Origin of the sequence: Citrobacter sp. CFNIH10, from assembly GCF_002934585.1 — a bacterium.
Taxonomy (GTDB): Bacteria; Pseudomonadota; Gammaproteobacteria; order Enterobacterales; family Enterobacteriaceae; genus Citrobacter_A; species Citrobacter_A amalonaticus.
Map to the genome: position 1 here is coordinate 73,606 of NZ_CP026213.1, position 24,495 is coordinate 98,100.

Sequence of the window (24,495 nt, forward strand, 5' to 3'; positions counted from 1 at the left end):
TTGGTGATTATATGAGTTGTCATGACAGAGACATCAATAAGATCCTTCAATCATTCACTCACTTAATGGTTGAAGCAAAAAAAAGCATCTTTCATTCAAAATCAATGAAGGTTCAAGGTCTTCAGTTAGTAGATGAGTTATACATCCGTGCCCGGACGGGAAAAATGTCATACCTCGGTTCGTCGGTACTGGTAGTCGCAACCATTTCAGTGAAGACCCCAGGCAAAGGATTTTTCAGACAGTTACTCTCGAAATTAAAAGAAGCAGCTGAGACAAATAACTACATCTTAAAGGTTGAGAATGTCATCAGCACCGAACTTAGGGAGTTTCTTATCAGAGAGGGTTTTTCATTTCCTGGTGAACGGTGGATGTGCGGTTCCGGCTACTGGGCTCCATCATCACTTAGGCTTAATGACCAATTAAGCACCCTCCCCGTCTAATATGAGGCCGTAAATGTTCATAACCCCTGAAGTTGCTTATGTCTGCGAGCTGTTACATAAATATGATGTACTTCCACTCGAATGTGATGGTCATACTATGGTTGTAAGTTGCCTGCTAGATAGATTCTGTATACCGCACCAGCGCATCGTTGGAGAAGTAACGTTGGCTGGAACTGGCCAGATAATTCGACCTCATCTGTGGATAGAGTATGACGAATACATAATAGATTACCGCCTCCGCATGTGGGCAAGGAAAACCGAAGATAATGTTAGTCTAGTGCCTCATGGCATCTTTATCGAAGATAAAAGTCAGGCAATTTACACTGCTCAAAGAATTGCAAATAAAGCCATGATATCAGACTCGATAATTGATTTTATGACAGATGGGTTATGGACTAAGATTCTCCTAGAAATCCCTGGTAAAAAAAGAATTACATAAAGCAGGAGGATTAAGTTTGTTCATAAAGTTTTTCTTCACTGACACTCAAAGCAAAGATGTCTTTTTCCAAGCACCAATCTTAGAAAATATTTGCTTTTCTACTGACTCAAGTTGGTTCATTAAAAGATGATAGTTGAATCGCCACGGATAATCTAGACACTTCCGAGCCGTTGATAATACTGGTTTTCATATTCTGTCGGTGAAATCTGATCGCTAGAACCATGCCGACGCTTACTGTTATAAAACATTTCGATGTAATCAAAAATATCGCTGCGGGCTTCTTCCCGCGTTCCGTAGATCTTTTTCTTTATCCGTTCGCGTTTCAACAATTGGAAAAAGCTTTCTGCAACCGCATTATCATGGCAGTTACCGCGACGGCTCATGCTGCCCTCCAGGCCGTGTGATTTCAGGAACGACTGCCACTCATGGCTTGTGTACTGACTGCCCTGATCCGAATGAACCAGCACCTGTTTTTGGGGATTACGCCGCCATACAGCCATCAGCAGTGCGTTCAGGACAATGTCCTTTGCCATCCGGGATTGCATGGACCAGCCGATAATTTTGCGTGAGAACAGATCAACAACCACGGCAAGATACAGCCAGCCTTCGTGGGTTCTGAGTAGAGTAAGAGGCAGGGCGTAGTCGGACTATTTCCCTGCCTCTCCTCCCCGAACCGGACGTGCACCTTTCAGCGCATCCGGCTCTCCATTTAAATGCTGGCGAACGCCATTGCCACTTCTGTAAAGCGCGATGTATACGTGTTTCTGGTCTCCGTCCTCAGATAGGGATTACCTTCGGGTAGCCGCCAGCGGAACAGCTTCTTGCCTTGCCCCACCAACCGGTACAGTATTTCGCCGCTGAGCTTGCCGTGATTGGTTTTACCAAATAAAACCCACGTTTTGCTCTGACCCGGTTTCGGTGATTTACACCACCACCTCATCAGGGAAGCGATACCTGTACGGTATTTGCGGGCCAGCCAGTGAGCCAGCTTCCAGAACACGACACGGTCGATATAACTGAAGACTTTGGCCTTAAAATCAACGAACTGATAGAACATGGCCCAGCCTTTCAGTTTTCGGTTGAGTTGTTCAGCCATATCGACTTTGCTTTCACTGTAGTTGCCTGATAACAGTGCTGTCAGCGATGCGGCGAAGTTTCTGGCTTTCTCCTGCGGGATCGTTGAGACCACTCGCATCTCGCCATAACGACTGCGTTTGCGAATGATCCTGTGCCCCAGAAAGATAAAGCCGTCATTAACATGGGTGATTTTAGTCTTATCCATGTTCAGCCTGAGTTTCAGACTGCCTTCGAGCACACCCCGACACTCCTCCCTGATGGCTTCCGCCTGTGCTTTGGTGCCTTTGACGATGAGGACAAAATCATCGGCATAGCGGCAGTACGCCACCGCGGGTTTCCACTGCCAGTTTTCTCTGACCGCCGTACTTCGGCCCCGTTGGATACTGTTATTCCAGTACCACCGATCTTTTCTGGCTTTCCCGCTCAGGTAGCGCTCATGCAGGTATTGATCGAACTCATTCAGCATGATGTTCGATAATAGCGGCGATATAACACCGCCCTGTGGCACACCTTCACTGGCCGCCCGAAAGAGACCGACATCGATATGTCCCGCCTTGATGGTTTTCCACAGCAGAGTCATGAAACGTGCGTCACTGATCCTGCGGCGTACAGCCTTCATCAGCAGTCGATGATGTACGGTGTCGAAGTAACTGGACAGGTCGCCTTCAATCACCCAGCGTCCCCGGGTTTCACCGCAGTCTGTGAGCTGTAATTTCACCGTGCGGATCGCGTGGTGGACACTGCGCTCAGGCCGGAAGCCATATGAGAGCGTATGAAAATCACTCTCCCATATCGGCTCCATCGCCATCAGCATGGCCCGCTGAACAATACGATCCCGCAACGCGGGGATACCCAGTGGTCGCAGTTTGCCGTTGCTTTTAGGGATGTAAACCCGTCTGGCGGGCAAGGGCTGGTAGTGGCCTGAGAGTAATTCATCCCTGAGGATTTGCAGCTCAACAGCCAGTCTGGCCTGTAGCATTGTTTTGTTCACGCCATCAACGCCGGGGGTATGCGCCCCCTTTGATGAAAGCGTGATCCGCGCCGCTTCAGCCAGCCATTCTGGTTGTGTTATCAGACGCAGCAGCCGTTGAATCCGTAGGGACGGATCGGTGGCTGCCCATGTGGCAAGCTTGCGTTGCATTTCGCTGATTATCAAAGGTCTTCACCTCGTTAGGTCAGTTAATTCACGTCGCAAACACATTCAAACTGCTTCCCTTCGCCATGTAATGGGCTTTCCCCATCGCGGACTACTACGGAAGCTCCGCCAGCCAGCGCGTCATCGGAGCCATGCCCCCTTAACATCCGTCGCTGACCTTCCCCGGTTTACCTGCCTGGACTCAGGCATACTGAGGAGGCTGCCCGTCGCACTCTTTATCCTTGCTTGCCGCAAGTTGGCAGAAGTCAGCAACGCAAGCGTGATAGACGCTGCTGCCCCGGTGTTTCGCATACATGTCAAAACACCTTCGACCGGCAGTGCTTACGTATCACTGCCAGTTCCTCCTGCACGGCCTGTCAGATCACGTAGGCCGTGGTGACGTTTTCAACCCACAGAGGCGGATTAACGGGTTCATGTTCTTCAGCCTTTCAGTACTTAACCTTGAGGATCATCTCGGCTTAGTGATCTCGCCTCAATCCCCGTTGTCAGCGGGTTACATCACCCTGCGGGCATGCCGCAGGTCACTGCCGCTCAGGTTCTCCACCGTCACACCCGGTGGGATTGTTGGGTTTCTCATCGTGAGTTACCGGTTCAATATTCCAGACAGACTCGCGGTTCATTTAAGCATCCATGCCCGCCCTGAACTCCGGGCACACTGTAGGTTATATCCGTTACCCAACGCTCATTCGGAGCATCCGGATTGAACTGTCGCTGGAGCCTGTTGGGCGACACGATACTGGCCTCGCCTTTACGTGCCCGCGGGCTCCGGTATCCGACCTGAGCCTTTATCCCGACACGTTTCATCAGTCGCCAGACTCTGTTCACTCCGCACTGTTGCCCGCTGTCCCGCAGATCCAGATGGATTTTACGATAACCATAGACGCATCCCGATTCCAGCCAGAACTGTTTAATCTGTCCTGTCAGTCTCAGGTCTGCCTGATGGCGTTGTGAATGCGGCTGCTGAAGCCAGGCGTAAAAACCACTGGGATGAACATCCAGCACCCGACAGAGCAGGCGAACAGGCCAGCAACAGGTGTTGTCACGGATAAAGGCGTACCTCAGTCGGACAGCTTTGCGAAGTACGCCGCTGTAGATTCAATTGGTCAACGCAACAGTTATGTGAAAACATGGGGTTGCGGAGGTTTTTTGAATGAGACGAACATTTACAGCAGAGGAAAAAGCCTCTGTTTTTGAACTATGGAAGAACGGAACAGGCTTCAGTGAAATAGCGAATATCCTGGGTTCAAAACCCGGAACGATCTTCACTATGTTAAGGGATACTGGCGGCATAAAACCCCATGAGCGTAAGCGGGCTGTAGCTCACCTGACACTGTCTGAGCGCGAGGAGATACGAGCTGGTTTGTCAGCCAAAATGAGCATTCGTGCGATAGCTACTGCGCTGAATCGCAGTCCTTCGACGATCTCACGTGAAGTTCAGCGTAATCGGGGCAGACGCTATTACAAAGCTGTTGATGCTAATAACCGAGCCAACAGAATGGCGAAAAGGCCAAAACCGTGCTTACTGGATCAAAATTTACCATTGCGAAAGCTTGTTCTGGAAAAGCTGGAGATGAAATGGTCTCCAGAGCAAATATCAGGATGGTTAAGGCGAACAAAACCACGTCAAAAAACGCTGCGAATATCACCTGAGACAATTTATAAAACGCTGTACTTTCGTAGCCGTGAAGCGCTACACCACCTGAATATACAGCATCTGCGACGGTCGCATAGCCTTCGCCATGGCAGGCGTCATACCCGCAAAGGCGAAAGAGGTACGATTAACATAGTGAACGGAACACCAATTCACGAACGTTCCCGAAATATCGATAACAGACGCTCTCTGGGGCATTGGGAGGGCGATTTAGTCTCAGGTACAAAAAACTCTCATATAGCCACACTTGTAGACCGAAAATCACGTTATACGATCATCCTCAGACTCAGGGGCAAAGATTCTGTCTCAGTAAATCAGGCTCTTACCGACAAATTCCTGAGTTTACCGTCAGAACTCAGAAAATCACTGACATGGGACAGAGGAATGGAACTGGCCAGACATCTAGAATTTACTGTCAGCACCGGCGTTAAAGTTTACTTCTGCGATCCTCAGAGTCCTTGGCAGCGGGGAACAAATGAGAACACAAATGGGCTAATTCGGCAGTACTTTCCTAAAAAGACATGTCTTGCCCAATATACTCAACATGAACTAGATCTGGTTGCTGCTCAGCTAAACAACAGACCGAGAAAGACACTGAAGTTCAAAACACCGAAAGAGATAATTGAAAGGGGTGTTGCATTGACAGATTGAATCTACAGCGGCTTTTTTTAATATGTCCCGTTCGTCGGTAACCCGTTTCAGCTCTTTCTGGAGACGGCGGATCTCGGCCTGAACATCTGACTGTTCTTTATTAGTGGAAGAATCCGGACCGTACTTCTTTATCCAGGCGTAAAGGCTGTGGGTGGTGATATCGAGACGTGTTGCAACGCTGGCAACAGAATAACCGCGATCAACAACCTGTTTGACTGCTTCAATTTTAAACTCTTCGGGATAACGCTTACTGCTCATGGGCACCTCTCTTTAAGCCATCTTAAATGACTCTGAGGTGTCTGTTAAACCCGTGGCGATTCAAGTCAGGAGTCTCAGCTCCAATGTTCCCTTCCCACTTTAGAATCAATTCACTTACCTTCCCTTTTAATGTTGCAAGGAGAACAAGCTGTTTCTTCGCGAATACAATCTCTTCCTGATGTATGTTTTTCTTTGCCATTGTAGTGTAGGTTCCATATCCATGTTGATTTATGTTAAGGATTACATTTTATTAACAATATTTTTATTGATTGTAAACACAAATCTCAATGGAATAGCATGAATTAAAGTCATCACGACCATTTTACCTAGGGAAGGTGCGAACAAGTTCCTGATATGAGATCATCATATTCATCCGGAGCGCATCCCAGAGGGACATCATGAGCCATCAACTCACCTTCGCCGATAGTGAATTCAGCACTAAGCGCCGTCAGACCCGAAAAGAGATTTTCCTCTCCCGCATGGAGCAGATTCTGCCATGGCAGAATATGACCGCTGTCATCGAGCCGTTTTATCCCAAGGCGGGCAATGGCCGACGGCCCTATCCGCTGGAGACCATGCTGCGTATTCACTGCATGCAGCATTGGTACAACCTGAGCGACGGTGCCATGGAAGATGCCCTGTACGAAATCGCCTCCATGCGCCTGTTTGCCCGATTATCCCTGGATAGCGCCCTGCCGGATCGCACCACCATCATGAATTTCCGCCACATGCTCGAGCAGCATCAACTGGCCCGTCAATTGTTCAAGACCATCAATCGCTGGCTGGCCGAAGCAGGCGTCATGATGACCCAAGGCACTTTGGTGGATGCCACCATCATTGAGGCACCCAGCTCTACCAAGAACAAAGAGCAGCAACGCGATCCGGAGATGCATCAGACCAAGAAAGGCAATCAGTGGCACTTTGGCATGAAGGCCCACATTGGTGTCGATGCCAAGAGTGGCCTGACCCACAGCCTGGTCACCACCGCGGCCAACGAGCATGACCTCAATCAGCTGGGTAATCTGCTTCATGGAGAGGAGCAATTTGTCTCAGCCGATGCCGGCTACCAAGGAGCGCCACAGCGCGAGGAGCTGGCCGAGGTGGATGTGGACTGGCTGATCGCCGAGCGTCCCGGCAGGGTAAAAACCTTGAAGCAGCATCCGCGCAAGAACAAAACGGCCATCAACATCGAATACATGAAAGCCAGCATCCGTGCCAGGGTGGAGCACCCGTTTCGCATCATCAAGCGGCAGTTCGGCTTCGTGAAAGCCAGATACAAGGGGCTGCTGAAAAACGATAACCAACTGGCGATGTTATTCACCCTGGCCAACCTGTTTCGGGTGGACCAAATGATACGTCAGTGGGAGAGATCTCAGTAAAAACCGGAAATAACGCCAGAAATGGTGGAAAAAATAGCCTAAATAGGCTGATTCGATGTGTTTGCGGGAAAAAAATCGGCCCAGATCCGCGAAATTTTAATCAGCGAGTCAGCTTGGGAAGAAATGACCTGCTTATTCGCACCTTCCCTAGATAATGGATGGGTAGCACACTGCATAAATGGTGAAAATGTTCTGTACTCTCCAGAATGGTGGCGAACAAGAAACACAAGCCTGTTAGTACCCGAAGATGAGGATACTGATCAGCTACATAAGAAAACATCTTCACACCTCATTACCGGTAAACCGTGGACTCCTGACGATACTCGGGTCTTACTTAAGGCGATACAACATGGTATCAGTAAAACGGCACTTGCCGAGCTTACCTTAAGAAGCCATCAATCCACTCTTCAGCAACTTATAGAGCTTGGAATGATTACCGTGGGCGCTGAAGACGATTCATCTAGTACGGTTATATGGTTAAATAAAAAAATAAGTTCTGCGAAATTATCAAAAAAACGTTTTCTTGATGTCCTGCCACTAATCGAATTCGGCTGGCACATTGATGGATTCGACCTTACCGCCCCAGATTGGTGGAGCAAGCATATAGTGCTTAATGAAATTATCTATGAAACCGTACCAGATAAAACCATTTCAAATTACCCGGCCAGAACTGACATTGATTGTGATAGTGAAAAACCACAACAAATTAAGGAAAGATCAGTGCCTGAACGGAACCAAAGAGAACCACAAAAACCAGCCAAATGGGTATGTGGAAACTATAAGTTTTTAATTACACTTCTATCTGAGCATCGTTCAATAGAAGTGATTGCCAAGAAAATGAATAGGACAGATGGCGCGATTAGGTCACGTCTACAGCATATCGGTATAACGCGTTACGAGAAACCAACAAAACCTGGTGAAAAAGGAAGTGTCATTAAAGCTACATCAATTTCTACAGATATCTTCAGAAACCAGCCATTTTTTGTGAAGAGATTACTCATAGATGCCGGATGGTCTGAAAAAAACAATGAATTGCATTGCCCGGTCTGGTGGAGCAATTATCCACACAACGTTTAACGGGCTTAGTCACGAACTCTACCCTGGAGAACTATATGTTTGATTATTTTAACAGACCATTTGACACTTTCGACTGGGCGCTGATTATAGGATGCGGAATCCTTTTTGTCGGGCACTTTATCTGGAAAATCTTCTTCAGCGATGAAGGCCGTAGGAAAATTGATAATGAAGCGCCGCCTCCAATCATGACTCAGAAAGTAGATGATGAAACGGATGGTAAATAAGCACACAAAAATAAAACGCCCTTAAGTTATATATAGTACCTTGAACTATGTATATTGTGTATTAAGGCAGAGAAATCTGCCTTTTTATTTGACAATAAACTCTTTAGAATTATAGTGTATTGTATGTTTAACGTGTATAAAGGAATGAACCTTGTCATCGGTTAAAGTCAAAGCAACTATCGTAGAAGATAATACTGGCATTAAAAGTCAGCTCCCCATCTTGATCACCGAACAAGGTGAAGTTGGTTCAGTTACCGATTACTTGCTAAAGATGGAAGCTGATGGTGCTAGTAATGCTTTAATGAATGGTTTTATACAAGCCACTTCTTTGCTCTTGGATTACATGGAAGCCAACAAAGGATTATTTGAAGATCCTAAAATGCTATTCCAAACCTTTGCTAAGCGTCTTTACACAGGCACCATCGGTGAAGATGGTTTAGATCCCTCTGGCTTGTACTGGGTGCCAAGCTCAACTGATAACGTCAATAAACATATTCATCGATTAACGGCATTTACTGATTGGCTGGCTAACAAGCATGGCGCAGAGCCAGGTAATGCTGTCAACCTGTTGATGACTATTTTAATCTGTAGTCATTCAATCCTTGTAACATCAGGATGATCCTGGTGTCAGTGAAAATACGAAATCAACACGTTGGTATCATTACCCACCTGTGAACTGACGTCGGCATTTTGAATCTCACTTCGGCGTGCCCCCTCCGAATGGCGCAAAACATTTCGTGGTATGGCATGATAGCACCCGAAGAGAGTCAATTCAGGGTGGTAAATGTGAAACCAGTAACGCTATACGATGTCGCAGAGTATGCCGGTGTCTCTTATCAGACCGTTTCCCGCGTGGTGAACCAGGCCAGCCACGTCTCTGCGAAAACGCGGGAAAAGGTGGAAGCGGCGATGGCGCAGCTGAACTACATTCCCAACCGCGTGGCACAACAACTGGCGGGCAAACAGTCGTTGCTGATTGGCGTTGCTACCTCCAGTCTGGCCCTGCACGCGCCGTCGCAAATTGTCGCGGCGATTAAATCTCGCGCCGATCAACTGGGTGCCAGCGTGATGGTGTCGATGGTAGAACGAAGCAGCGTCGAAGCCTGTAAAGCGGCGGTACATAACCTTCTCGCGCAACGCGTCAGTGGTCTGATCATTAACTATCCGCTGGATGACGAGGATGCCATTGCTGTGGAAGCTGCCTGCGCTAATGTTCCGGCCCTATTTCTTGATGTCTCTGACCAGACTCCCATCAACAGTATTATTTTTTCCCATGAAGACGGTACGCGACTGGGCGTGGAGCATCTGATCGCATTGGGTCACCAGCAAATCGCGTTGTTAGCCGGTCCATTAAGTTCTGTCTCGGCGCGTCTGCGTCTGGCGGACTGGCATAAATATCTCACACGCAATCAAATTCATCCGATAGCGGAACGGGAAGGCGACTGGAGTGCCATGTCCGGTTTTCAACAAACTATGCAAATGCTGAATGAGGGCATCGTTCCCACTGCGATGCTGGTTGCCAACGATCAGATGGCGCTGGGCGCAATGCGCGCTATTACCGAGTCCGGGCTGCGCGTTGGTGCGGATATCTCGGTAGTGGGATACGACGATACCGAAGACAGCTCGTGTTATATCCCGCCGTTAACCACCATCAAACAGGATTTTCGCCTGCTGGGGAAAACTAGCGTGGACCGCTTGCTGAAACTCTCTCAGGGCCAGGCGGTGAAGAGCAATCAGCTGTTGCCCGTCTCACTGGTGAAAAGAAAAACCACCCTACCGCCCAATACGCAAACCACCTCTCCCCGCACGTTGGCAGATTCCTTAATGCAGCTGGCACGACAAGTTTCCCGACTTGAAAGCGGGCAGTGAGCGCAACGCAATTAATGTGAGTCAGCTCACTCATTAGGCACCCCAGGCTTTACACTCTATGTGTCCGGCTCGTATGTTATGCGAAAATGTGAGCGGATAACAATTCACGCAGGATACAACTATGACAATGATTACGGATTCACTGGCCGTCGTATTACAACGTCGTGACTGGGAAAACCCTGGCGTTACCCAACTTAATCGCCTTGCGGCACATCCCCCTTTCGCCAGCTGGCGTAATAGCGAAGAGGCTCGCACCGATCGCCCTTCCCAAGAGTCGCGCAGCCTGAATGGTGAATGGCGCTTTGCCTGGTTTCCGGCACCAGAAGCGGTACCAGAAAGCTGGCTGGAGCGCGATCTTCCTGACGCCGATACTGTCATCGTCCCCTCAAACTGGCAGATGCACGGTTACGATGCGCCTATCTACACCAACGTGACCTATCCCATTGCGGTCAATCCGCCGTATGTTCCCACGGAGAATCCGACAGGTTGTTACTCGCTCACATTTAATATTGATGAAAGCTGGCTACAGGAAGGCCAGACGCGAATTATTTTTGATGGTGTTAACTCGGCGTTTCATTTGTGGTGCAACGGGCGCTGGGTCGGTTACGGACAGGACAGTCGTTTGCCGTCTGAATTTGACCTGAGCGCATTTTTACACGCCGGAGAAAACCGCCTCGCGGTGATGGTGCTGCGCTGGAGTGACGGCAGTTATCTGGAAGATCAGGATATGTGGCGGATGAGCGGCATTTTCCGTGACGTCTCGTTGCTGTATAAACCGAGCACGCAAATCAGCGATTTCCATGTAGCCACTCACTTTAATGATGATTTCAGCCGCGCTGTACTGGAGGCAGACGTTCAGATGTACGGCGAGCTGCGCGATGAGCTGCGGGTGACGGTTTCTTTGTGGCAGGGTGAAACGCAGGTCGCCAGCGGCACCGCGCCTTTCGGCGGTGAAATTATCGATGAGCGTGGTGGTTATGCCGATCACGTCACCCTACGTCTGAACGTCGAAAACCCGAAACTGTGGAGCGCCGAAATCCCGAATCTCTATCGTGCGGTGGTTGAACTGCACACCGCCGACGGCACGCTGATTGAAGCAGAAGCCTGCGATGTCGGTTTCCGCGAGGTGCGGATTGAAAATGGTCTGCTGCTGCTGAACGGCAAGCCGTTGCTGATTCGCGGCGTTAACCGTCACGAGCATCATCCTCTGCATGGTCAGGTCATGGATGAGCAGACGATGGTGCAGGATATCCTGCTGATGAAGCAGAACAACTTTAACGCCGTGCGCTGTTCGCATTATCCGAACCATCCGCTGTGGTACACGCTGTGCGACCACTACGGCCTGTATGTGGTGGATGAAGCCAACATTGAAACCCACGGCATGGTGCCAATGAATCGTCTGACCGATGATCCGCGCTGGCTACCCGCGATGAGCGAACGCGTAACGCGAATGGTGCAGCGCGATCGTAATCACCCGAGTGTGATCATCTGGTCGCTGGGGAATGAATCAGGCCACGGCGCTAATCACGACGCACTCTATCGCTGGATCAAATCTGTCGATCCTTCCCGCCCGGTACAGTATGAAGGCGGCGGAGCCGACACCTTCGCAACCGATATTATTTGCCCGATGTACGCGCGCGTGGATGAAGACCAGCCCTTCCCGGCTGTGCCGAAATGGTCCATCAAAAAATGGCTTTCGTTGCCTGGAGAGACGCGCCCGCTGATCCTTTGCGAATACGCCCACGCGATGGGTAACAGTCTTGGCGGCTTCGCTAAATACTGGCAGGCGTTTCGTCAGTACCCCCGTTTACAGGGCGGCTTCGTCTGGGACTGGGTGGATCAGTCGCTGATTAAATATGATGAAAATGGCAATCCGTGGTCGGCTTACGGCGGTGATTTTGGCGATACGCCGAATGATCGCCAGTTCTGCATGAACGGTCTGGTCTTTGCCGACCGCACGCCGCATCCGGCGCTGACGGAAGCAAAACACCAGCAGCAGTTTTTCCAGTTCAGTTTATCCGGGCGAACCATCGAAGTGACCAGCGAATACCTGTTCCGTCATAGCGATAACGAGCTCCTGCACTGGATGGTGGCGCTGGATGGCAAGCCGCTGGCAAGCGGTGAAGTGCCTCTGGATGTCGCTCCACAAGGTAAACAGTTGATTGAACTGCCTGGACTACCGCAGCCGAAGAGCGCCGGACAACTCTGGCTAACGGTTCACGTAGTGCAACCGAACGCGACCACATGGTCAGCAGCCGGACACATCAGCGCCTGGCAGCAGTGGCGTCTGGCGGAAAACCTCAGCGTGACACTCCCCTCCGCGCCCCACGCCATCCCGCAACTGACCACCAGCGAAACGGATTTTTGCATCGAGCTGGATAATAAGCGTTGGCAATTTAACCGCCAGTCAGGCTTTCTTTCACAGATGGGCACTGTTGCAAATAGTCGGTGGTGATAAACTTATCATCCCCTTTTGCTGATGGAGCTGCACATGAACCCATTCAAAGGCCGGCATTTTCAGCGTGACATCATTCTGTGGGCCGTACGCTGGTACTGCAAATAGGGGTCGGTTCCGGCTGAGGGCGAAATGACACCCTAAGCGTTAGCTCTGTGTCGTTGCACGATGTCAGCGACGGTATTCTTGCTGATACCGAGCTCGCGTGCGATCCAGCGATAGCTGCGTCCCTCGGCCCTCATCGCAACCACCTTAGGCAAAAGTCGGTCTGATTTTGGTCGCACTCCGGCCTGACGACCAAGCCTCTTACCACGTGCCTTCGCAACAGCAAGGCCTGACTTGACCCGCTCGCTGATGAGATCCCGCTCAAACTCCGCAATGCCGGAAAGAAACGTCGCCAGCATTCGTCCATACGGCGACGAAAGATCGAACGCCATTCCATTCATGGCTATCACGGAAACCTTCCAGTTCTCCAGTTCACGTAGCGTATTGAGCAGATCGAGCGTCGAGCGCCCCCACCGGGAAAGCTCAGTGACCAGGATTGCATCAATTTGTCTGGACTGGGCAAGCGCCAGGACTTTCTTTCGCTCGGCCCGGTCGAGTTTAGTTCCTGAACCTGTTTCCTTAAATATTCCCACCACGTCGTAGCCGGCACGGCCGGCGAAGGCTCGCAGATCAAATTCCTGGCGTTCACAAGACTGATCCGCTGTTGAAACCCGGCAGTAAATGGCGGCACGATGTCCCAATTGAACCCTCCTGGATTTTTGTATCGGAACGCCCTGATTTATATGGGCTGGCTGTTGTCCAAAACAGACTATACTTCAAAAGGGACGAATTTGTATGTCACGACGCCATATTTTCACCGAACGGCAGCGAGCAGCGCTGTTCGATCTGCCCACGGACGAACTGTCGCTACTGAAGTTCTACACGCTGGGCGATGATGACCTGGAAAACATTAGGCAGGGCACTGTTGCAAAGTTAGCGATGAGGCAGCCTTTTGTCTTATTCAAAGGCCTTACATTTCAAAAACTCTGCTTACCAGGCGCTTTTCGCCCAGGGGATCACCATAATAAAATGCTGAGGCCTGGCCTTTGCGTAGTGCACGCATCACCTCAATACCTTTGATGGTGGCGTAAGCCGTCTTCATGGATTTAAATCCCAGCGTGGCGCCGATTATCCGTTTCAGTTTGCCATGATCGCATTCAATCACGTTGTTCCGGTACTTAATCTGTCGGTGTTCAACGTCAGACGGGCACCGGCCTTCGCGTTTGAGCAGAGCAAGCGCGCGACCATAGGCGGGCGCTTTATCCGTGTTGATGAATCGCGGGATCTGCCACTTCTTCACGTTGTTGAGGATTTTACCCAGAAACCGGTATGCAGCTTTGCTGTTACGACGGGAGGAGAGATAAAAATCGACAGTGCGGCCCCGGCTGTCGACGGCCCGGTACAGATACGCCCAGCGGCCATTGACCTTCACGTAGGTTTCATCCATGTGCCACGGGCAAAGATCGGAAGGGTTACGCCAGTACCAGCGCAGCCGTTTTTCCATTTCAGGCGCATAACGCTGAACCCAGCGGTAAATCGTGGAGTGATCGACATTCACTCCGCGTTCAGCCAGCATCTCCTGCAGCTCACGGTAACTGATGCCGTATTTGCAGTACCAGCGTACGGCCCACAGAATGATGTCACGCTGAAAATGCCGGCCTTTGAATGGGTTCATGTGCAGCTCCATCAGCAAAAGGGGATGATAAGTTTATCACCACCGACTATTTGCAACAGTGCCAAAAATACCCTCAGCAATTAGTGTACTGAGGGTATTGTTAACCATCCGTAGGATCGTTCAACTGATCAATGCCTTAACTGATCGGTGTTATCCCGATTGGGAGGCTTTACAAAATAGCTCATTTTTATCTTACGCTTGCGCTTTCTTAGGCAAAGAAAAGTGCAGTAAGGCATAGCCAAGTAATGCTGCTGTCGTAGAACCCATTAAGATACCGAGTCGAGCATAGGTATCAAATTCAGGACTTACATTTCCGAACGCTAAAGAGGAAATGAAGATAGACATTGTAAAGCCAATACCACACAACACAGATACCGCAAAGATATGCTTGAAGTTAACGCCTTCAGGTAACTTAGCAACGCCCATTTTTACCGCTGCCCAGCTAAAGGTAAAGATACCTAGAGGCTTACCAACCAGTAGACCCAAAGCAATACCGAGTGGCAGCATTGAAGTTAGACCTGACATCGATACGCCTTCTAACGAAATCCCCGCATTGGCAAATGCGAATAGAGGCAGAATACCAAATGCCACGTATGGGTGAAGCGCGTGCTCCATATGTTTAAGTGGAGAATGTTCGCCCTGCTTTCCCTTTAGTGGGATAGCAAAACCAATCACTACACCTGCCAATGTTGCGTGAACACCAGATTTAAGCACCGCGAACCATAAGATCGCACCGACGATCATGTATGGCGTAAGTTTTGTTACTTCCTTCGCATTCAACATGAATAGGACACCAGTCATGATGAAGCCAACAAGCAACGCCATGGTCGACAGGTCACCGGTGTAAAATAGCGCGATAATAACAACTACACCTAAATCATCGATGATAGCAACCGCCAGCAAGAACACTTTTAGGCTTACTGGTACACGCTTACCTAATAACGCCATGATACCTAAAGCAAAAGCGATATCTGTCGCCGCTGGAATTGCCCAACCAGAAATCGCCTCAGGATCGTTGGCATTAAAGGCTACGTAAATAAGAGCAGGAGTTAATATACCGCCAACCGCTGCAATCGCAGGGAAAATTGCGGTTTCTTTTGATTTTAACGCACCTTCAAGCAGCTCTCGCTTAACTTCAAGGCCAATGAGTAAGAAGAAAACAGCCATTAGGCCGTCATTAATCCAGTGAGAAACTGACATACCAAATACATAAGTATGCAGTACAGATTGATAAGTTTCGCCCAGCGGTGAGTTAGCAATGGTCATCGCAATTGCCGCGGCAATCACGAGAAGAATACCACCAGCTGATTCCATTTTGAAAAAGTCACGAATGACATCGTTCATGGTTTCGTCCTTATATTTATTATCTTAATAAACGATTAACAAAGAATGATAAGAGTGTATAGCGGTCGAAAACTTTAGAATAATTGAATCGCCACGGATAATCTAGACACTTCCGAGCCGTTGATTGGACTGACCCCACGCCCGTAGACAAATTCTGTCCTCACGACGAGGCCTGTTCGAAGGCCTCCGGACTGACGCCGCCGAGGTGACTGTGGCGCCGGGCCCGGTTGTAGAACACTTCAATGTAATCGAAGATATCCGCCCGGGCTAGATCCCGGGTTTTGTATATTCTCTTCCTGATGCGCTCTTTTTTCAGTGAACTGAAGAACGATTCGGCCACCGCATTATCCCAGCAGTTGCCACGCCGGCTCATGCTCGGGACCAGGTTATTAGCCCGGCAGAAGGGTGATGCTGCCAACTTACTGATTTAGTGTATGATGGTGTTTTTGAGGTGCTCCAGTGGCTTCTGTTTCTATCAGCTGTCCCTCCTGTTCAGCTACTGACGGGGTGGTGCGTAACGGCAAAAGCACTGCCGGACATCAGCGCTATCTCTGCTCTCACTGCCGTAAAACATGGCAACTGCAGTTCACTTACACCGCTTCTCAACCCGGTACGCACCAGAAAATCATTGATATGGCCATGAATGGCGTTGGATGCCGGGCAACCGCCCGCATTATGGGCGTTGGCCTCAACACGATTTTCCGCCATTTAAAAAACTCAGGCCGCAGTCGGTAACCTCGCGCATACAGCCGGGCAGTGACGTCATCGTCTGCGCGGAAATGGACGAACAGTGGGGATACGTCGGGGCTAAATCGCGCCAGCGCTGGCTGTTTTACGCGTATGACAGGCTCCGGAAGACGGTTGTTGCGCACGTATTCGGTGAACGCACTATGGCGACGCTGGGGCGTCTTATGAGCCTGCTGTCACCCTTTGACGTGGTGATATGGATGACGGATGGCTGGCCGCTGTATGAATCCCGCCTGAAGGGAAAGCTGCACGTAATCAGCAAGCGATATACGCAGCGAATTGAGCGGCATAACCTGAATCTGAGGCAGCACCTGGCACGGCTGGGACGGAAGTCGCTGTCGTTCTCAAAATCGGTGGAGCTGCATGACAAAGTCATCGGGCATTATCTGAACATAAAACACTATCAATAAGTTGGAGTTATTACCGAGCTCTCCATGATTTATATGCAGAACTTCAGCGAATTTGGCCACAGGTGGAAGAGTATTATACTCAGATGCCAACATACCAAATGGAACGTGAGTTTTACGCTGAACTCGTGCAAATAAAGATAAAGGCTGAAGAGTACCTACGTAGAACTAAGCAGGAACAATAAAACAATTCGTTTTTGGGGAGCCCGGTGGGCTCCTTTTTTGTGATGGTTCAATCCGGTGACGTGGGGTTACCGAGCTGGCGCATTCCCACGATTCGCACCTGATGGATTACCGGTTTTACTTGGTCAGTTCTAACCGGCGCTGATAACGCTCCCAGCGCATGACGAGATTCGCCGGGTCTATCGGACGGCAAAGCCCGGTAATCACATGGCCATCGTATTGCTGCAAATCGGGATCTTCGGCCTGCGCGACAGGGTCAACGTGGACGGTCAACGTCTCCGGGCAAATGGCAAGGACGTTGTCGTCAAACAGCCGGTGCAGATCGATACGAAGCAGCAAGCCATTACTCCAGTGATCCAGACCACCAGCACTATGCTCTACCAGGTGTGCGGCCTCTGTCCTGCGGCGTAAGCTTGCTCCTGTAATCACGCAGCGGTCGTTACAGTTTCGACGGACGGTAGCAGCGAAATCAGCCTGATCCGGCCTGGTCACCACGCAGGTTGTAGAGCCTTCACGTTTAGGGTGCGCCAGGGGCGCAACAGACGGTTCCTGCATGGAGACGCGGGATTGTTCAACTTCGACGGAGATCAGGGCTGGCTGGGGTGCTGGCTGCGATTCTCGCACTACATCGTGCGTAATGCCGTTGGTTTCCGCTTCTTTAAGCTTTCCGACCTGGCTTGCTGCGGCCAGCGCACGGTCACGCGCTTCCTGCTTTTCTTCCTTCGTCCATTTACGTTTGGCAGGTTCGTGTGTGGGAGCCGGGAGATTATCTGGTTCATTGACCGGCACAGGGTCAACCATCTTTTTGCCTTGCATTGACTCAGCCATAAACCGGCGAGCCAGCACATCAGCGCGTAGTCCCGTATCGCGATGCTCATAAAGATAGGTGCGAAATTCCGTCACACGTCCGCCCACCAGCTTAATGGCCTCACTCATTCCGGCCTTGTTGATGGAAGCGCTACTGGTTTTCAGGTTGGGCAAACCGTACTGACGTGGGTTTTCTTTCTGGGTGCTTTCAGCGCCGGTCAGACGGCTCTCTCTGATTTTTCCATTATGCCGGGTCGGTGAATCGCCATTCGGATGTTCAGGAGATCGCCAGGTGTCTGCGGGAGGCGTATACGTTGTACCGTTCTTCTGGGCCATGTAGGCGAGCACTTCCCGCATATCAACACGGGTCTTTTTGCGCTCGGCAATACCTTCATCAATCTGACGTTCAAGATCCGCTCGCTTCTCTTTGTGCAGGCGGCGCGATTCCAGTACGGTTTCGTTATCATTCAGGCGTTCTACTATCTCACCGGTATTTAAATTCTGGTTTGCCAGTTCGCGCACCATGCTCAGCACTAAATCGCCCATTGGATGCCGGGTTGTGATACCCAGGCGCTCAAACGCCCGGTTGGTGATCTCGTTTCTGCGGGTTTGATTGGCCAGTTCCGTGATCTTCTTCAGGCGCTCGATTTCGGCAAGCTGTGCCCGCTTCATCAATTCGCTGCCGGTTAGCATGGCAACAATCTGAACCTGACTCTCACCCTTCAGTAAGTGCTCGGTGATGAATGTAGAAAGAGCTGCCCGCCCACCGTGATTTTTAGGGATACCCAGCGTGGCCAGAATGTCTCTCTTTAGAATATTACGCAGGTTAGCGGCCTTTTTTTCCGCTTCATGTTTGGCCTGCATGTCCCGGCTATGCTGCTTACGTTCGGCCCGGGTTTTCTTCACCTTCACTTTCGTCGTCACTACTCTTTACCTGGCAGGGCATCATCATCATTGATACCGGTCGCGGAGGCCTGCGGTCGTTACCTATCCCCCGCCGCTGGCCGCACATTTGATGGCGAGAGTATACCTGCTCTGTCGGCAGCGCGTCTTTTCTTGTCTTCATATATGCAAAATTAGTCCAACATACAAAAGCGATCAGGGTCAACACCCCCGCGTCCACCCTGCAAAGCGCCCTTGACCTTAATACCCACTGAAACCCTCGCGCCCCCGGCCCCTCTTTTTTTTCTCTTTTTTTCTCTCTTTTTCTCATATTTTCTCGCATGGCTCATCCAGCGACCGGAGTCCCTATGTGGGGTTTGCAGGAACCGGACGGAAAGACCGGCACGGCCCGGTTGCCGCAGGCGGGGGAAATGGCCAGACCGGGCACGGCGGTTTCTTTTTAAAATGGTGGGCCCGGGCAGAATGGTTACCCCGGGCACGGGCCCGATCCTGAAAACGACACGGAGGTTTCAGGTACGGCTCCCCTTTCTGCCCCTGCGCTTCGCTTGGGGCAGAAAGGGGAAGTTTATTTGTATGTTGGACTAATAGAGGGTGATGTACGTGAATTCTGCCCGGGTTTTCCCGGCGATTATCCCGGAATCCATCACCGATATTCTTCCCTTTATCCTAATACCGGTGATGGCCACCGGCACAAAATGCAGGGTGTTCCGGCCCGGCGAAGATGCGGCCGCAAACCAGCACGAAAGTGTCGGTCGGAAAAAGGTGAAGCCAATGCTGGTGGCCGCACGGAATTCAGGCGGGCACTCGACGTTACTCACCCACGACTCCGGGTTAACGGTTCGACTCCGGGTAGCCTGGCCCGGGTGAAGCCCGGGGCAGGCTACCCTGTTTTTGTATGTTGGACTATTTTGACGGGTACTGGAGCAAACCACTCTGCCACACGATATGGCATTTAGTTACCGCTCTTGCGGTTCATGGATGAAATAGTCGGTTCTGTCAGGAGGGAGTCAGGGAAATGTGAAGAACCGAAATGGCCACGCTGAAAGATCATGTAGCCAGTTCAGATAAGCAAATTGAGTTAACGCCCTCGCTCATACCGCACCAGCTCTTCAGGTTTAGACAACCACTCTGTAATCTGGTGATCATGCATTGACGTATCGTATTCAAAGTCTGGCGGATAATACATATCGCCAACAAACCACTCTTCCTGCTTTAATTCATCCTCATCTATATCACAACCGCTATCAAGCCAGTCCCATCGGCCTCTTTTGTTAAAAATCACTCTCCCATTCGGCATAAAAGCTCCTTATTCAGTCAGATGGTTACGGTCTCGATATCTCGATGCCAGGTTAACATCGTTCACCAGTTTTACCACGGCTGGACGTTCGGCTTCAGTCCAGGAATCAGGCTGATAGTACACCCGCAGCGATTATCATCAAACTACTTCGCCTCTCAATCCCGCGCTCTCAAATTTCTGTTATGCATCATGCCAGAGTACAATATGAGGACACTATCGCCGGAATATTACCGACCGCCCCGACGATTAACGTTACCGGCCTAAGCTGAGGAAAATGGTTCTATGAAGTCATTTCTGATCAAAATGTCAAACGCGCATAACGAACACATCCGGGAAGTCGCTTCCGTGGATGAAGCTATTCGTATCGCATCCGAAAGAGCAAATGAAGGTTTCTGGCTTCCACCCAGCCGGGTCTGCGAAATGAGCAAGGAACATGAAGGCCGGTATACAGTCGGTGATGATGGCTGGTTCCGCCCCATCGAGCTGGCGGTTCCAGTCGAAATAGAAGAAGTGAAGTCGTCCTACGGGAACGGTGGTTACGACATGATTTCCGTAGGCAAATGGATCCAGACTCAATCAGGCTGGCAACCGTCACCGGCTGTCTGACTCTCCTTTTGTTTCGGTGGGGCTAGAGTGCCCCACTATTCTTCCGCTTTACGCTCGCGTTTTTCTTTGTCGCACTTCACTTTTTCATAAGCCTTGCCAAACCACTTAGGCTCTTTTCCCATCCCCGAATAAGATAGTCCTTCCGGCAGACTCTTCCAGAACACCGTTATCGCCTCGGCAAATTCTCTAAACTGTTCCTCGGAAACTTCAAGTTCTTCGTGGCGAGCTGGTCTCTCTTGCGGATAACCTTCGCATTGCCATACTGAGTAGTACTCCGGGTGAGCATTAACCAGTTTCTGGTGGGCATCACCATCTCCATGTTTATAAACGTTGACAACCTGATGACATGCACTGATTAACGGGAAACATGGCATGTTTCGTACTTCAATACCCAGCCATTCCATCAAATCCATAAGCCTCGGAAAACTGAGGTTCCAGATCAAATCTGATATCACAACCATGTCGAGCCACCGCCAGCTTCTGGCCTCCCGGATAAGCAGATCTCGTAATGCCTTGTCAAACTGGTGGTACATCCCAGCGGTCAGGGAAAGCGTGACCGTGACCTTCATTTCCCGCAACGCAACCCAGTGGCAAGCTTCAATCTGTTCAATATTCTCGTATACGTCACTTTCGTCGTGGTAATCAGGATTGAACCAGTCTCCAGCTGACTCTATAAATGACTCGCCTTTCTTTGTCGCTTCACTCCTGATCTCCACATCACTGAACTGCGACAGCAAACGTTCCTGCGCTTGTTCAGCGTAAAAAAGATGCGGGTTAAGCACCCACGGTCGGTCAATTGCCGCAAAGAAAAAGATGTTCCATCTCGGGTCGATAATTTCTTTTTCAGCATCAACAGCTGGCGCTGATACACTGCGGTTTGATTGTTTTTTTCTACCCATACCACTATCCAAATTAAAAACAGACGAAAAAAAACCGTCCAGCTGGACGGTTAATATCAAAATATCCTTCAGAAGTCTGACACGGGTCAGGCGCTAACCCGGGCAGTCGCTACTCACTAATTAAACCCCGCATAGGGGAAAACAATATTTTGATACTCCGACAACGCACCCCGCGATGGGGGAAGGTATGTCAGGCCAGTCTAACAAACCCAAAGCTCGTTGCAACCGCCAATCAGTGACTTAATCCTGGCAATCCTGATCATCAGTTTCAGTTCCGCAACTTAAGTAATCCATATTTAAAAACATTTTGTTCCCCGAGCCTGCCAATGCAGACAGACCTGAGATTTTACAGATCACGACAATCGACGGTACGCGTTTATAAATCTCGATTTCGCTTTCCCAACTTGACGCAAGATACCTTTCAAGCTGAAGTTCAGGGGTTACATCAACAGGTTGAATTCTGACCACAAAACCGTCTTTTCGCCCCTCATTGCGAAGAGATGTTAGCTGTTTTATCTCTGCATCGTTGAGTGTGGAAAATTTACGGCCATTAAGAATATGAGAGCAAAAATTGAAGCCAGTGATATGAGATGAGCCACCAGTTATCGATTCCAAAATGCTTGCATATTAGCTATCTGGGGGTTAGGCTCGCCTGTTTGCGGAGTGGATTCACATAATTCAAGGAGTCTTTCCAATTCCGATTTGGAATCACCCATACCCAATTCATTGCAAGGAAAAACATTGTGATTATTATTCATGAAAACTTGTCAACGCCAAGATTTATGGCCGTTTTTCGCCATTTTTAATGTCCGCTATTTGATCACTTCTGTTGTCCGCTTTCCGCCATTTCATCATCACTGATTGGCGTTGCGTTTTTAGCCAGCACTCCGGCTTTGCGTTTTTCCTTCAACCGGTAACTTTCTCCTTTTATATTCACTGTGGTTGAGTGGTGCAGCAGCCGATCCAGGATCGCCGTTGCCAGCACGTTATCGCCGAACATCTCTCCCCAGTCTGCGAAGCCTTTGTTTGATGTCAGGATTATGCTCGCTTTTTCATACCGGCGATTCAGCAGGCGGAAGAACAGACTGGCTTCCTCTCTGTTCATCGGCAGGTAGCCTATTTCGTCCAGGATTAGCACACGCGCATAGCTCAGCTGTTGTAGCTGACGCTCCAGCCGGTTTTCCAGCTTCGCTTTCATCAGCGTTGCTACCAGTCTGTCGAGTGGCATGAACAACACCCTGTGACCTGCATCCGCCGCTTTCACGCCGAGGGCTACAGCCAGGTGGGTTTTCCCCACTCCGGGAGGACCCAGCAGGATCACGTTCTCACTGCGTTCCACGAACGCCAGACCGGCCAGCTCCCTGACGACCTTACGATCGATGCCTGGCTGGAAGCTGAAGTCGAACTGCTCCAGCGTTTTGACCCACGGCAGACGAGCCTGCTTCAGCCGGGACTCCATACCGCGCTGATGCCTGCCGTTCCATTCCTGCTGCAGCGCCATGTACAGGAACTCCCGATAGTTCAGCTCTTTTTTAGCTGCCTGCTCCAGCAGACTTTCCACGTGATAACTCAGGTGCTCCATTTTCAGGCGACTCAGCAGCGCTTCAAGTTCATGCATCACAGCAGCTCCTCATACGCACTCAGTGGACGATGCTCCACCATGCTGACCTGCTGCCAGAGCGGGGCATGATGTTCCGGCACCGTTTGCCAGCCAGATGATGCTGAACAGAGCCGGTGTGATGCCACCTGCTGCTCATTACTGTAGATCCGCAACTCATCATCCAGCGATATGCGTATCGAGACCGGCTGGCCACACAGCGTTTCGGGAACGCTGTAGCGATTGCCGCCAACCTCGATATAGCTGTCCCAGGAGACATGGCGGATGTCGAAGTAGCTGGTATCGAAGTCCGTATCAGGCAACGGCTGCAGATGTTCCTGCTCGAGCGCGAAGCGCTGTTCCGGGGTCTGTCTGAACTGGCGAAGCTCCCGTTTGTCAGCCACATCAGCCATCCATTGCTCCAGTTGCTGGTTAACATGAGCGAAGCTGTCGAACCTGCGATAGCGGACGAAGAAGTTCTCCTTGAGATATTTCACCATCCGCTCCACCTTACCTTTGGTTCTGGCCCTGCGCGGACGACAGGCACGCGGCAGGAAGTCATAGTGGTCGGCCAGCAACAGGAACCCGGAGTTGAACACCACTTTCCCGTTGTTATTTTTCAGCACCGCCGCTTTCTGGTTATCAACCAGCACGGTTTTCACACTGCCACCAAAGTAGCGGAAGGTGCGAACCAGCGACTCATAGGTGTGTTCCGCATCCTGCTTTGGCGCGGCGAAGACATGGAAGCGACGGGAGAACCCCAGCGTATTAACCGCGAAGTTAACTTTGCATCGCTGCCCGGCGACCTCCACCTCAACTTCGCCCCAGTCGTGCTGCAACTGGTAAGCGGGCTGGGTTTCGAAGCGGACCGTTTTCTTCGACGGACGCATTTTGCGTTTGGGCTGGATGTAATAGCGCAGCATGGAGCGACCACCGGTGTAACCCATCGCTTTGATTTCTGCGAGGATGACCTCGCCATTCCAGACATTTTCGGCCAGACGTGTATCGATATAATCCATAAACGGCTTCAGTTTGGCCATTTTGTGGCGCGTCTTTCTGGCCGGTGGCTCAGGGTATTTAAGATACCGTCTGACGGTGCGTTCAGAGCAACCCACCTGAGTTGCAATATCGATAATGTACGCACCCTGCTTGCGCATTTGTTTTATCATGTAAAAGTCCTCTCTGCTCAGCATGTCGATGTCCTTTCTGGTGTGAGAACCTCAAGGAAACAACATGTTGGGTGGAGCGGACAATTCAAATGGTGAATTACCGTCTTATATCATTGGCGCTAACAAACTCCGTAGCATTA

Annotated in this window: 21 protein-coding genes and 7 pseudogenes; 13 read left to right on the plus strand and 15 right to left on the minus strand. The window is 50.4% G+C overall.

The features are described from left to right. Positions 1–11 precede the first annotated feature (11 nt). Entirely contained in the window at positions 12–440 is a 429-nt protein-coding gene (locus C2U53_RS30210) for a hypothetical protein (protein WP_032155219.1), read from the plus strand. Between the two features lie 13 nt (positions 441–453). Further along, entirely contained in the window at positions 454–879 is a 426-nt protein-coding gene (locus tag C2U53_RS02150) for a hypothetical protein (protein ID WP_016241518.1), read from the plus strand. 152 nt (positions 880–1,031) lie between these two features. On the opposite strand, the pseudogene C2U53_RS02155 reads toward C2U53_RS02150, so the two are convergent. The 3 genes and pseudogenes from C2U53_RS02155 to C2U53_RS02170 all read right to left on the minus strand — a co-directional run. Next, positions 1,032–1,508 (minus strand): annotated as a pseudogene (locus C2U53_RS02155) (IS3 family transposase); the annotation flags it as partial. Between the two features lie 80 nt (positions 1,509–1,588). Continuing rightward, positions 1,589–3,097, minus strand: coding sequence for a group II intron reverse transcriptase/maturase (gene ltrA, locus C2U53_RS02160; RefSeq protein WP_001189111.1), 1,509 nt, complete (start codon positions 3,095–3,097; stop codon positions 1,589–1,591). Between the two features lie 672 nt (positions 3,098–3,769). Next, positions 3,770–4,198: pseudogene (locus C2U53_RS02170) on the minus strand (IS3 family transposase); the annotation flags it as partial. A 64-nt stretch (positions 4,199–4,262) separates the two neighbouring features. On the opposite strand from C2U53_RS02170, the gene C2U53_RS02175 reads away from it, so the two are divergent. Beyond that, positions 4,263–5,414, plus strand: coding sequence for an IS30-like element IS30 family transposase (locus C2U53_RS02175; RefSeq protein ID WP_001254932.1), 1,152 nt, complete (start codon positions 4,263–4,265; stop codon positions 5,412–5,414). 9 nt (positions 5,415–5,423) lie between these two features. Here C2U53_RS02175 and C2U53_RS02180 read toward each other — a convergent pair. Beyond that, positions 5,424–5,672: pseudogene (locus tag C2U53_RS02180) on the minus strand (transposase); the annotation flags it as partial. A gap of 398 nt (positions 5,673–6,070) precedes the next feature. On the opposite strand from C2U53_RS02180, the gene C2U53_RS02185 reads away from it, so the two are divergent. The 7 genes and pseudogenes from C2U53_RS02185 to C2U53_RS02220 form a co-directional block, all read left to right on the plus strand. Next, positions 6,071–7,051: an IS5-like element ISKpn26 family transposase gene (locus C2U53_RS02185; protein ID WP_104445627.1), complete on the plus strand. Its 981-nt coding sequence runs from the start codon at positions 6,071–6,073 to the stop codon at positions 7,049–7,051. A 99-nt stretch (positions 7,052–7,150) separates the two neighbouring features. Next, entirely contained in the window at positions 7,151–8,128 is a 978-nt protein-coding gene (locus C2U53_RS02195) for a hypothetical protein (RefSeq protein WP_371415042.1), read from the plus strand. Between the two features lie 35 nt (positions 8,129–8,163). Further along, entirely contained in the window at positions 8,164–8,352 is a 189-nt protein-coding gene (locus C2U53_RS02200; RefSeq protein ID WP_007372207.1) for a hypothetical protein, read from the plus strand. Between the two features lie 151 nt (positions 8,353–8,503). Next, positions 8,504–8,971, plus strand: coding sequence for a hypothetical protein (locus C2U53_RS02205; protein ID WP_246876122.1), 468 nt, complete (start codon positions 8,504–8,506; stop codon positions 8,969–8,971). Between the two features lie 167 nt (positions 8,972–9,138). After that, positions 9,139–10,221 carry a DNA-binding transcriptional repressor LacI gene (lacI, locus tag C2U53_RS02210; protein WP_024196106.1) on the plus strand — a complete coding sequence of 361 codons (1,083 nt, stop codon included), beginning with the start codon at positions 9,139–9,141 and terminating at the stop codon, positions 10,219–10,221. A gap of 121 nt (positions 10,222–10,342) precedes the next feature. Then, positions 10,343–12,649 (plus strand): annotated as a pseudogene (gene lacZ / locus C2U53_RS02215) (beta-galactosidase); the annotation flags it as partial. 63 nt (positions 12,650–12,712) lie between these two features. Next, a pseudogene (locus C2U53_RS02220) lies at positions 12,713–12,781 on the plus strand (IS6 family transposase); the annotation flags it as partial. Between the two features lie 35 nt (positions 12,782–12,816). On the opposite strand, the gene C2U53_RS02225 reads toward C2U53_RS02220, so the two are convergent. Then, entirely contained in the window at positions 12,817–13,422 is a 606-nt protein-coding gene (locus tag C2U53_RS02225) for a recombinase family protein (protein ID WP_000509966.1), read from the minus strand. 94 nt (positions 13,423–13,516) lie between these two features. Here C2U53_RS02225 and C2U53_RS30660 point away from each other — a divergent pair. Continuing rightward, positions 13,517–13,633 (plus strand): annotated as a pseudogene (locus tag C2U53_RS30660) (DUF4158 domain-containing protein); the annotation flags it as partial. Between the two features lie 58 nt (positions 13,634–13,691). Here the strand turns inward: C2U53_RS30660 and C2U53_RS02235 are convergent. The 3 genes and pseudogenes from C2U53_RS02235 to C2U53_RS02245 all read right to left on the minus strand — a co-directional run. After that, positions 13,692–14,396: an IS6-like element IS26 family transposase gene (locus C2U53_RS02235; protein WP_045347821.1), complete on the minus strand. Its 705-nt coding sequence runs from the start codon at positions 14,394–14,396 to the stop codon at positions 13,692–13,694. 192 nt (positions 14,397–14,588) lie between these two features. Continuing rightward, positions 14,589–15,740 carry a Na+/H+ antiporter NhaA gene (gene nhaA, locus C2U53_RS02240; RefSeq protein WP_001000602.1) on the minus strand — a complete coding sequence of 384 codons (1,152 nt, stop codon included), beginning with the start codon at positions 15,738–15,740 and terminating at the stop codon, positions 14,589–14,591. A 160-nt stretch (positions 15,741–15,900) separates the two neighbouring features. Continuing rightward, a pseudogene (locus C2U53_RS02245) lies at positions 15,901–16,143 on the minus strand (IS3 family transposase); the annotation flags it as partial. A gap of 56 nt (positions 16,144–16,199) precedes the next feature. Here C2U53_RS02245 and C2U53_RS02255 point away from each other — a divergent pair. Further along, positions 16,200–16,897, plus strand: a protein-coding gene (locus C2U53_RS02255; RefSeq protein WP_095033700.1) for an IS1-like element IS1B family transposase whose coding sequence is annotated in 2 segments (ribosomal slippage) — positions 16,200–16,449 and positions 16,449–16,897 — 699 coding nt in all. Because the reading frame shifts where the segments join, the coding sequence is not laid out codon by codon here. Positions 16,898–17,194: 297 nt separating this feature from the next. On the opposite strand, the gene C2U53_RS02260 is transcribed toward C2U53_RS02255, so the two are convergent. From C2U53_RS02260 to C2U53_RS02270, 3 genes are all read right to left on the minus strand, one after another. After that, entirely contained in the window at positions 17,195–18,808 is a 1,614-nt protein-coding gene (locus C2U53_RS02260) for an HNH endonuclease signature motif containing protein (protein ID WP_007372347.1), read from the minus strand. Between the two features lie 560 nt (positions 18,809–19,368). Beyond that, positions 19,369–19,605 (minus strand): hypothetical protein, encoded by a 237-nt coding sequence (locus C2U53_RS02265; RefSeq protein ID WP_071602877.1) that lies wholly within the window; start codon positions 19,603–19,605, stop codon positions 19,369–19,371. 260 nt (positions 19,606–19,865) lie between these two features. Beyond that, positions 19,866–20,084 (minus strand): hypothetical protein, encoded by a 219-nt coding sequence (locus C2U53_RS02270; protein ID WP_007372345.1) that lies wholly within the window; start codon positions 20,082–20,084, stop codon positions 19,866–19,868. A gap of 282 nt (positions 20,085–20,366) precedes the next feature. Here C2U53_RS02270 and C2U53_RS02275 point away from each other — a divergent pair, with 282 nt between their 5' ends. Then, the gene (locus C2U53_RS02275) at positions 20,367–20,690 is read left to right on the plus strand and encodes a hypothetical protein (protein WP_007372343.1); all 324 of its coding nucleotides are present in this window, start codon (positions 20,367–20,369) and stop codon (positions 20,688–20,690) included. 35 nt (positions 20,691–20,725) lie between these two features. On the opposite strand, the gene C2U53_RS02280 is transcribed toward C2U53_RS02275, so the two are convergent. The 4 genes from C2U53_RS02280 to istA form a co-directional block, all read right to left on the minus strand. Beyond that, positions 20,726–21,589, minus strand: coding sequence for a hypothetical protein (locus tag C2U53_RS02280; protein WP_016241543.1), 864 nt, complete (start codon positions 21,587–21,589; stop codon positions 20,726–20,728). 240 nt (positions 21,590–21,829) lie between these two features. Next, a complete protein-coding gene (locus tag C2U53_RS30220) occupies positions 21,830–22,204 on the minus strand; it encodes a hypothetical protein (protein WP_223226822.1) in 375 nt (124 codons plus the stop codon). Between the two features lie 205 nt (positions 22,205–22,409). Beyond that, positions 22,410–23,207, minus strand: a complete 798-nt coding sequence (istB, locus tag C2U53_RS02290) for an IS21-like element helper ATPase IstB (protein WP_048213831.1) — start codon at positions 23,205–23,207, stop codon at positions 22,410–22,412. Next, positions 23,207–24,379, minus strand: coding sequence for an IS21 family transposase (istA, locus tag C2U53_RS02295; protein WP_048213832.1), 1,173 nt, complete (start codon positions 24,377–24,379; stop codon positions 23,207–23,209). The genes istB and istA overlap by 1 nt, the downstream gene beginning before the upstream one ends. Positions 24,380–24,495: the final 116 nt, after the last annotated feature.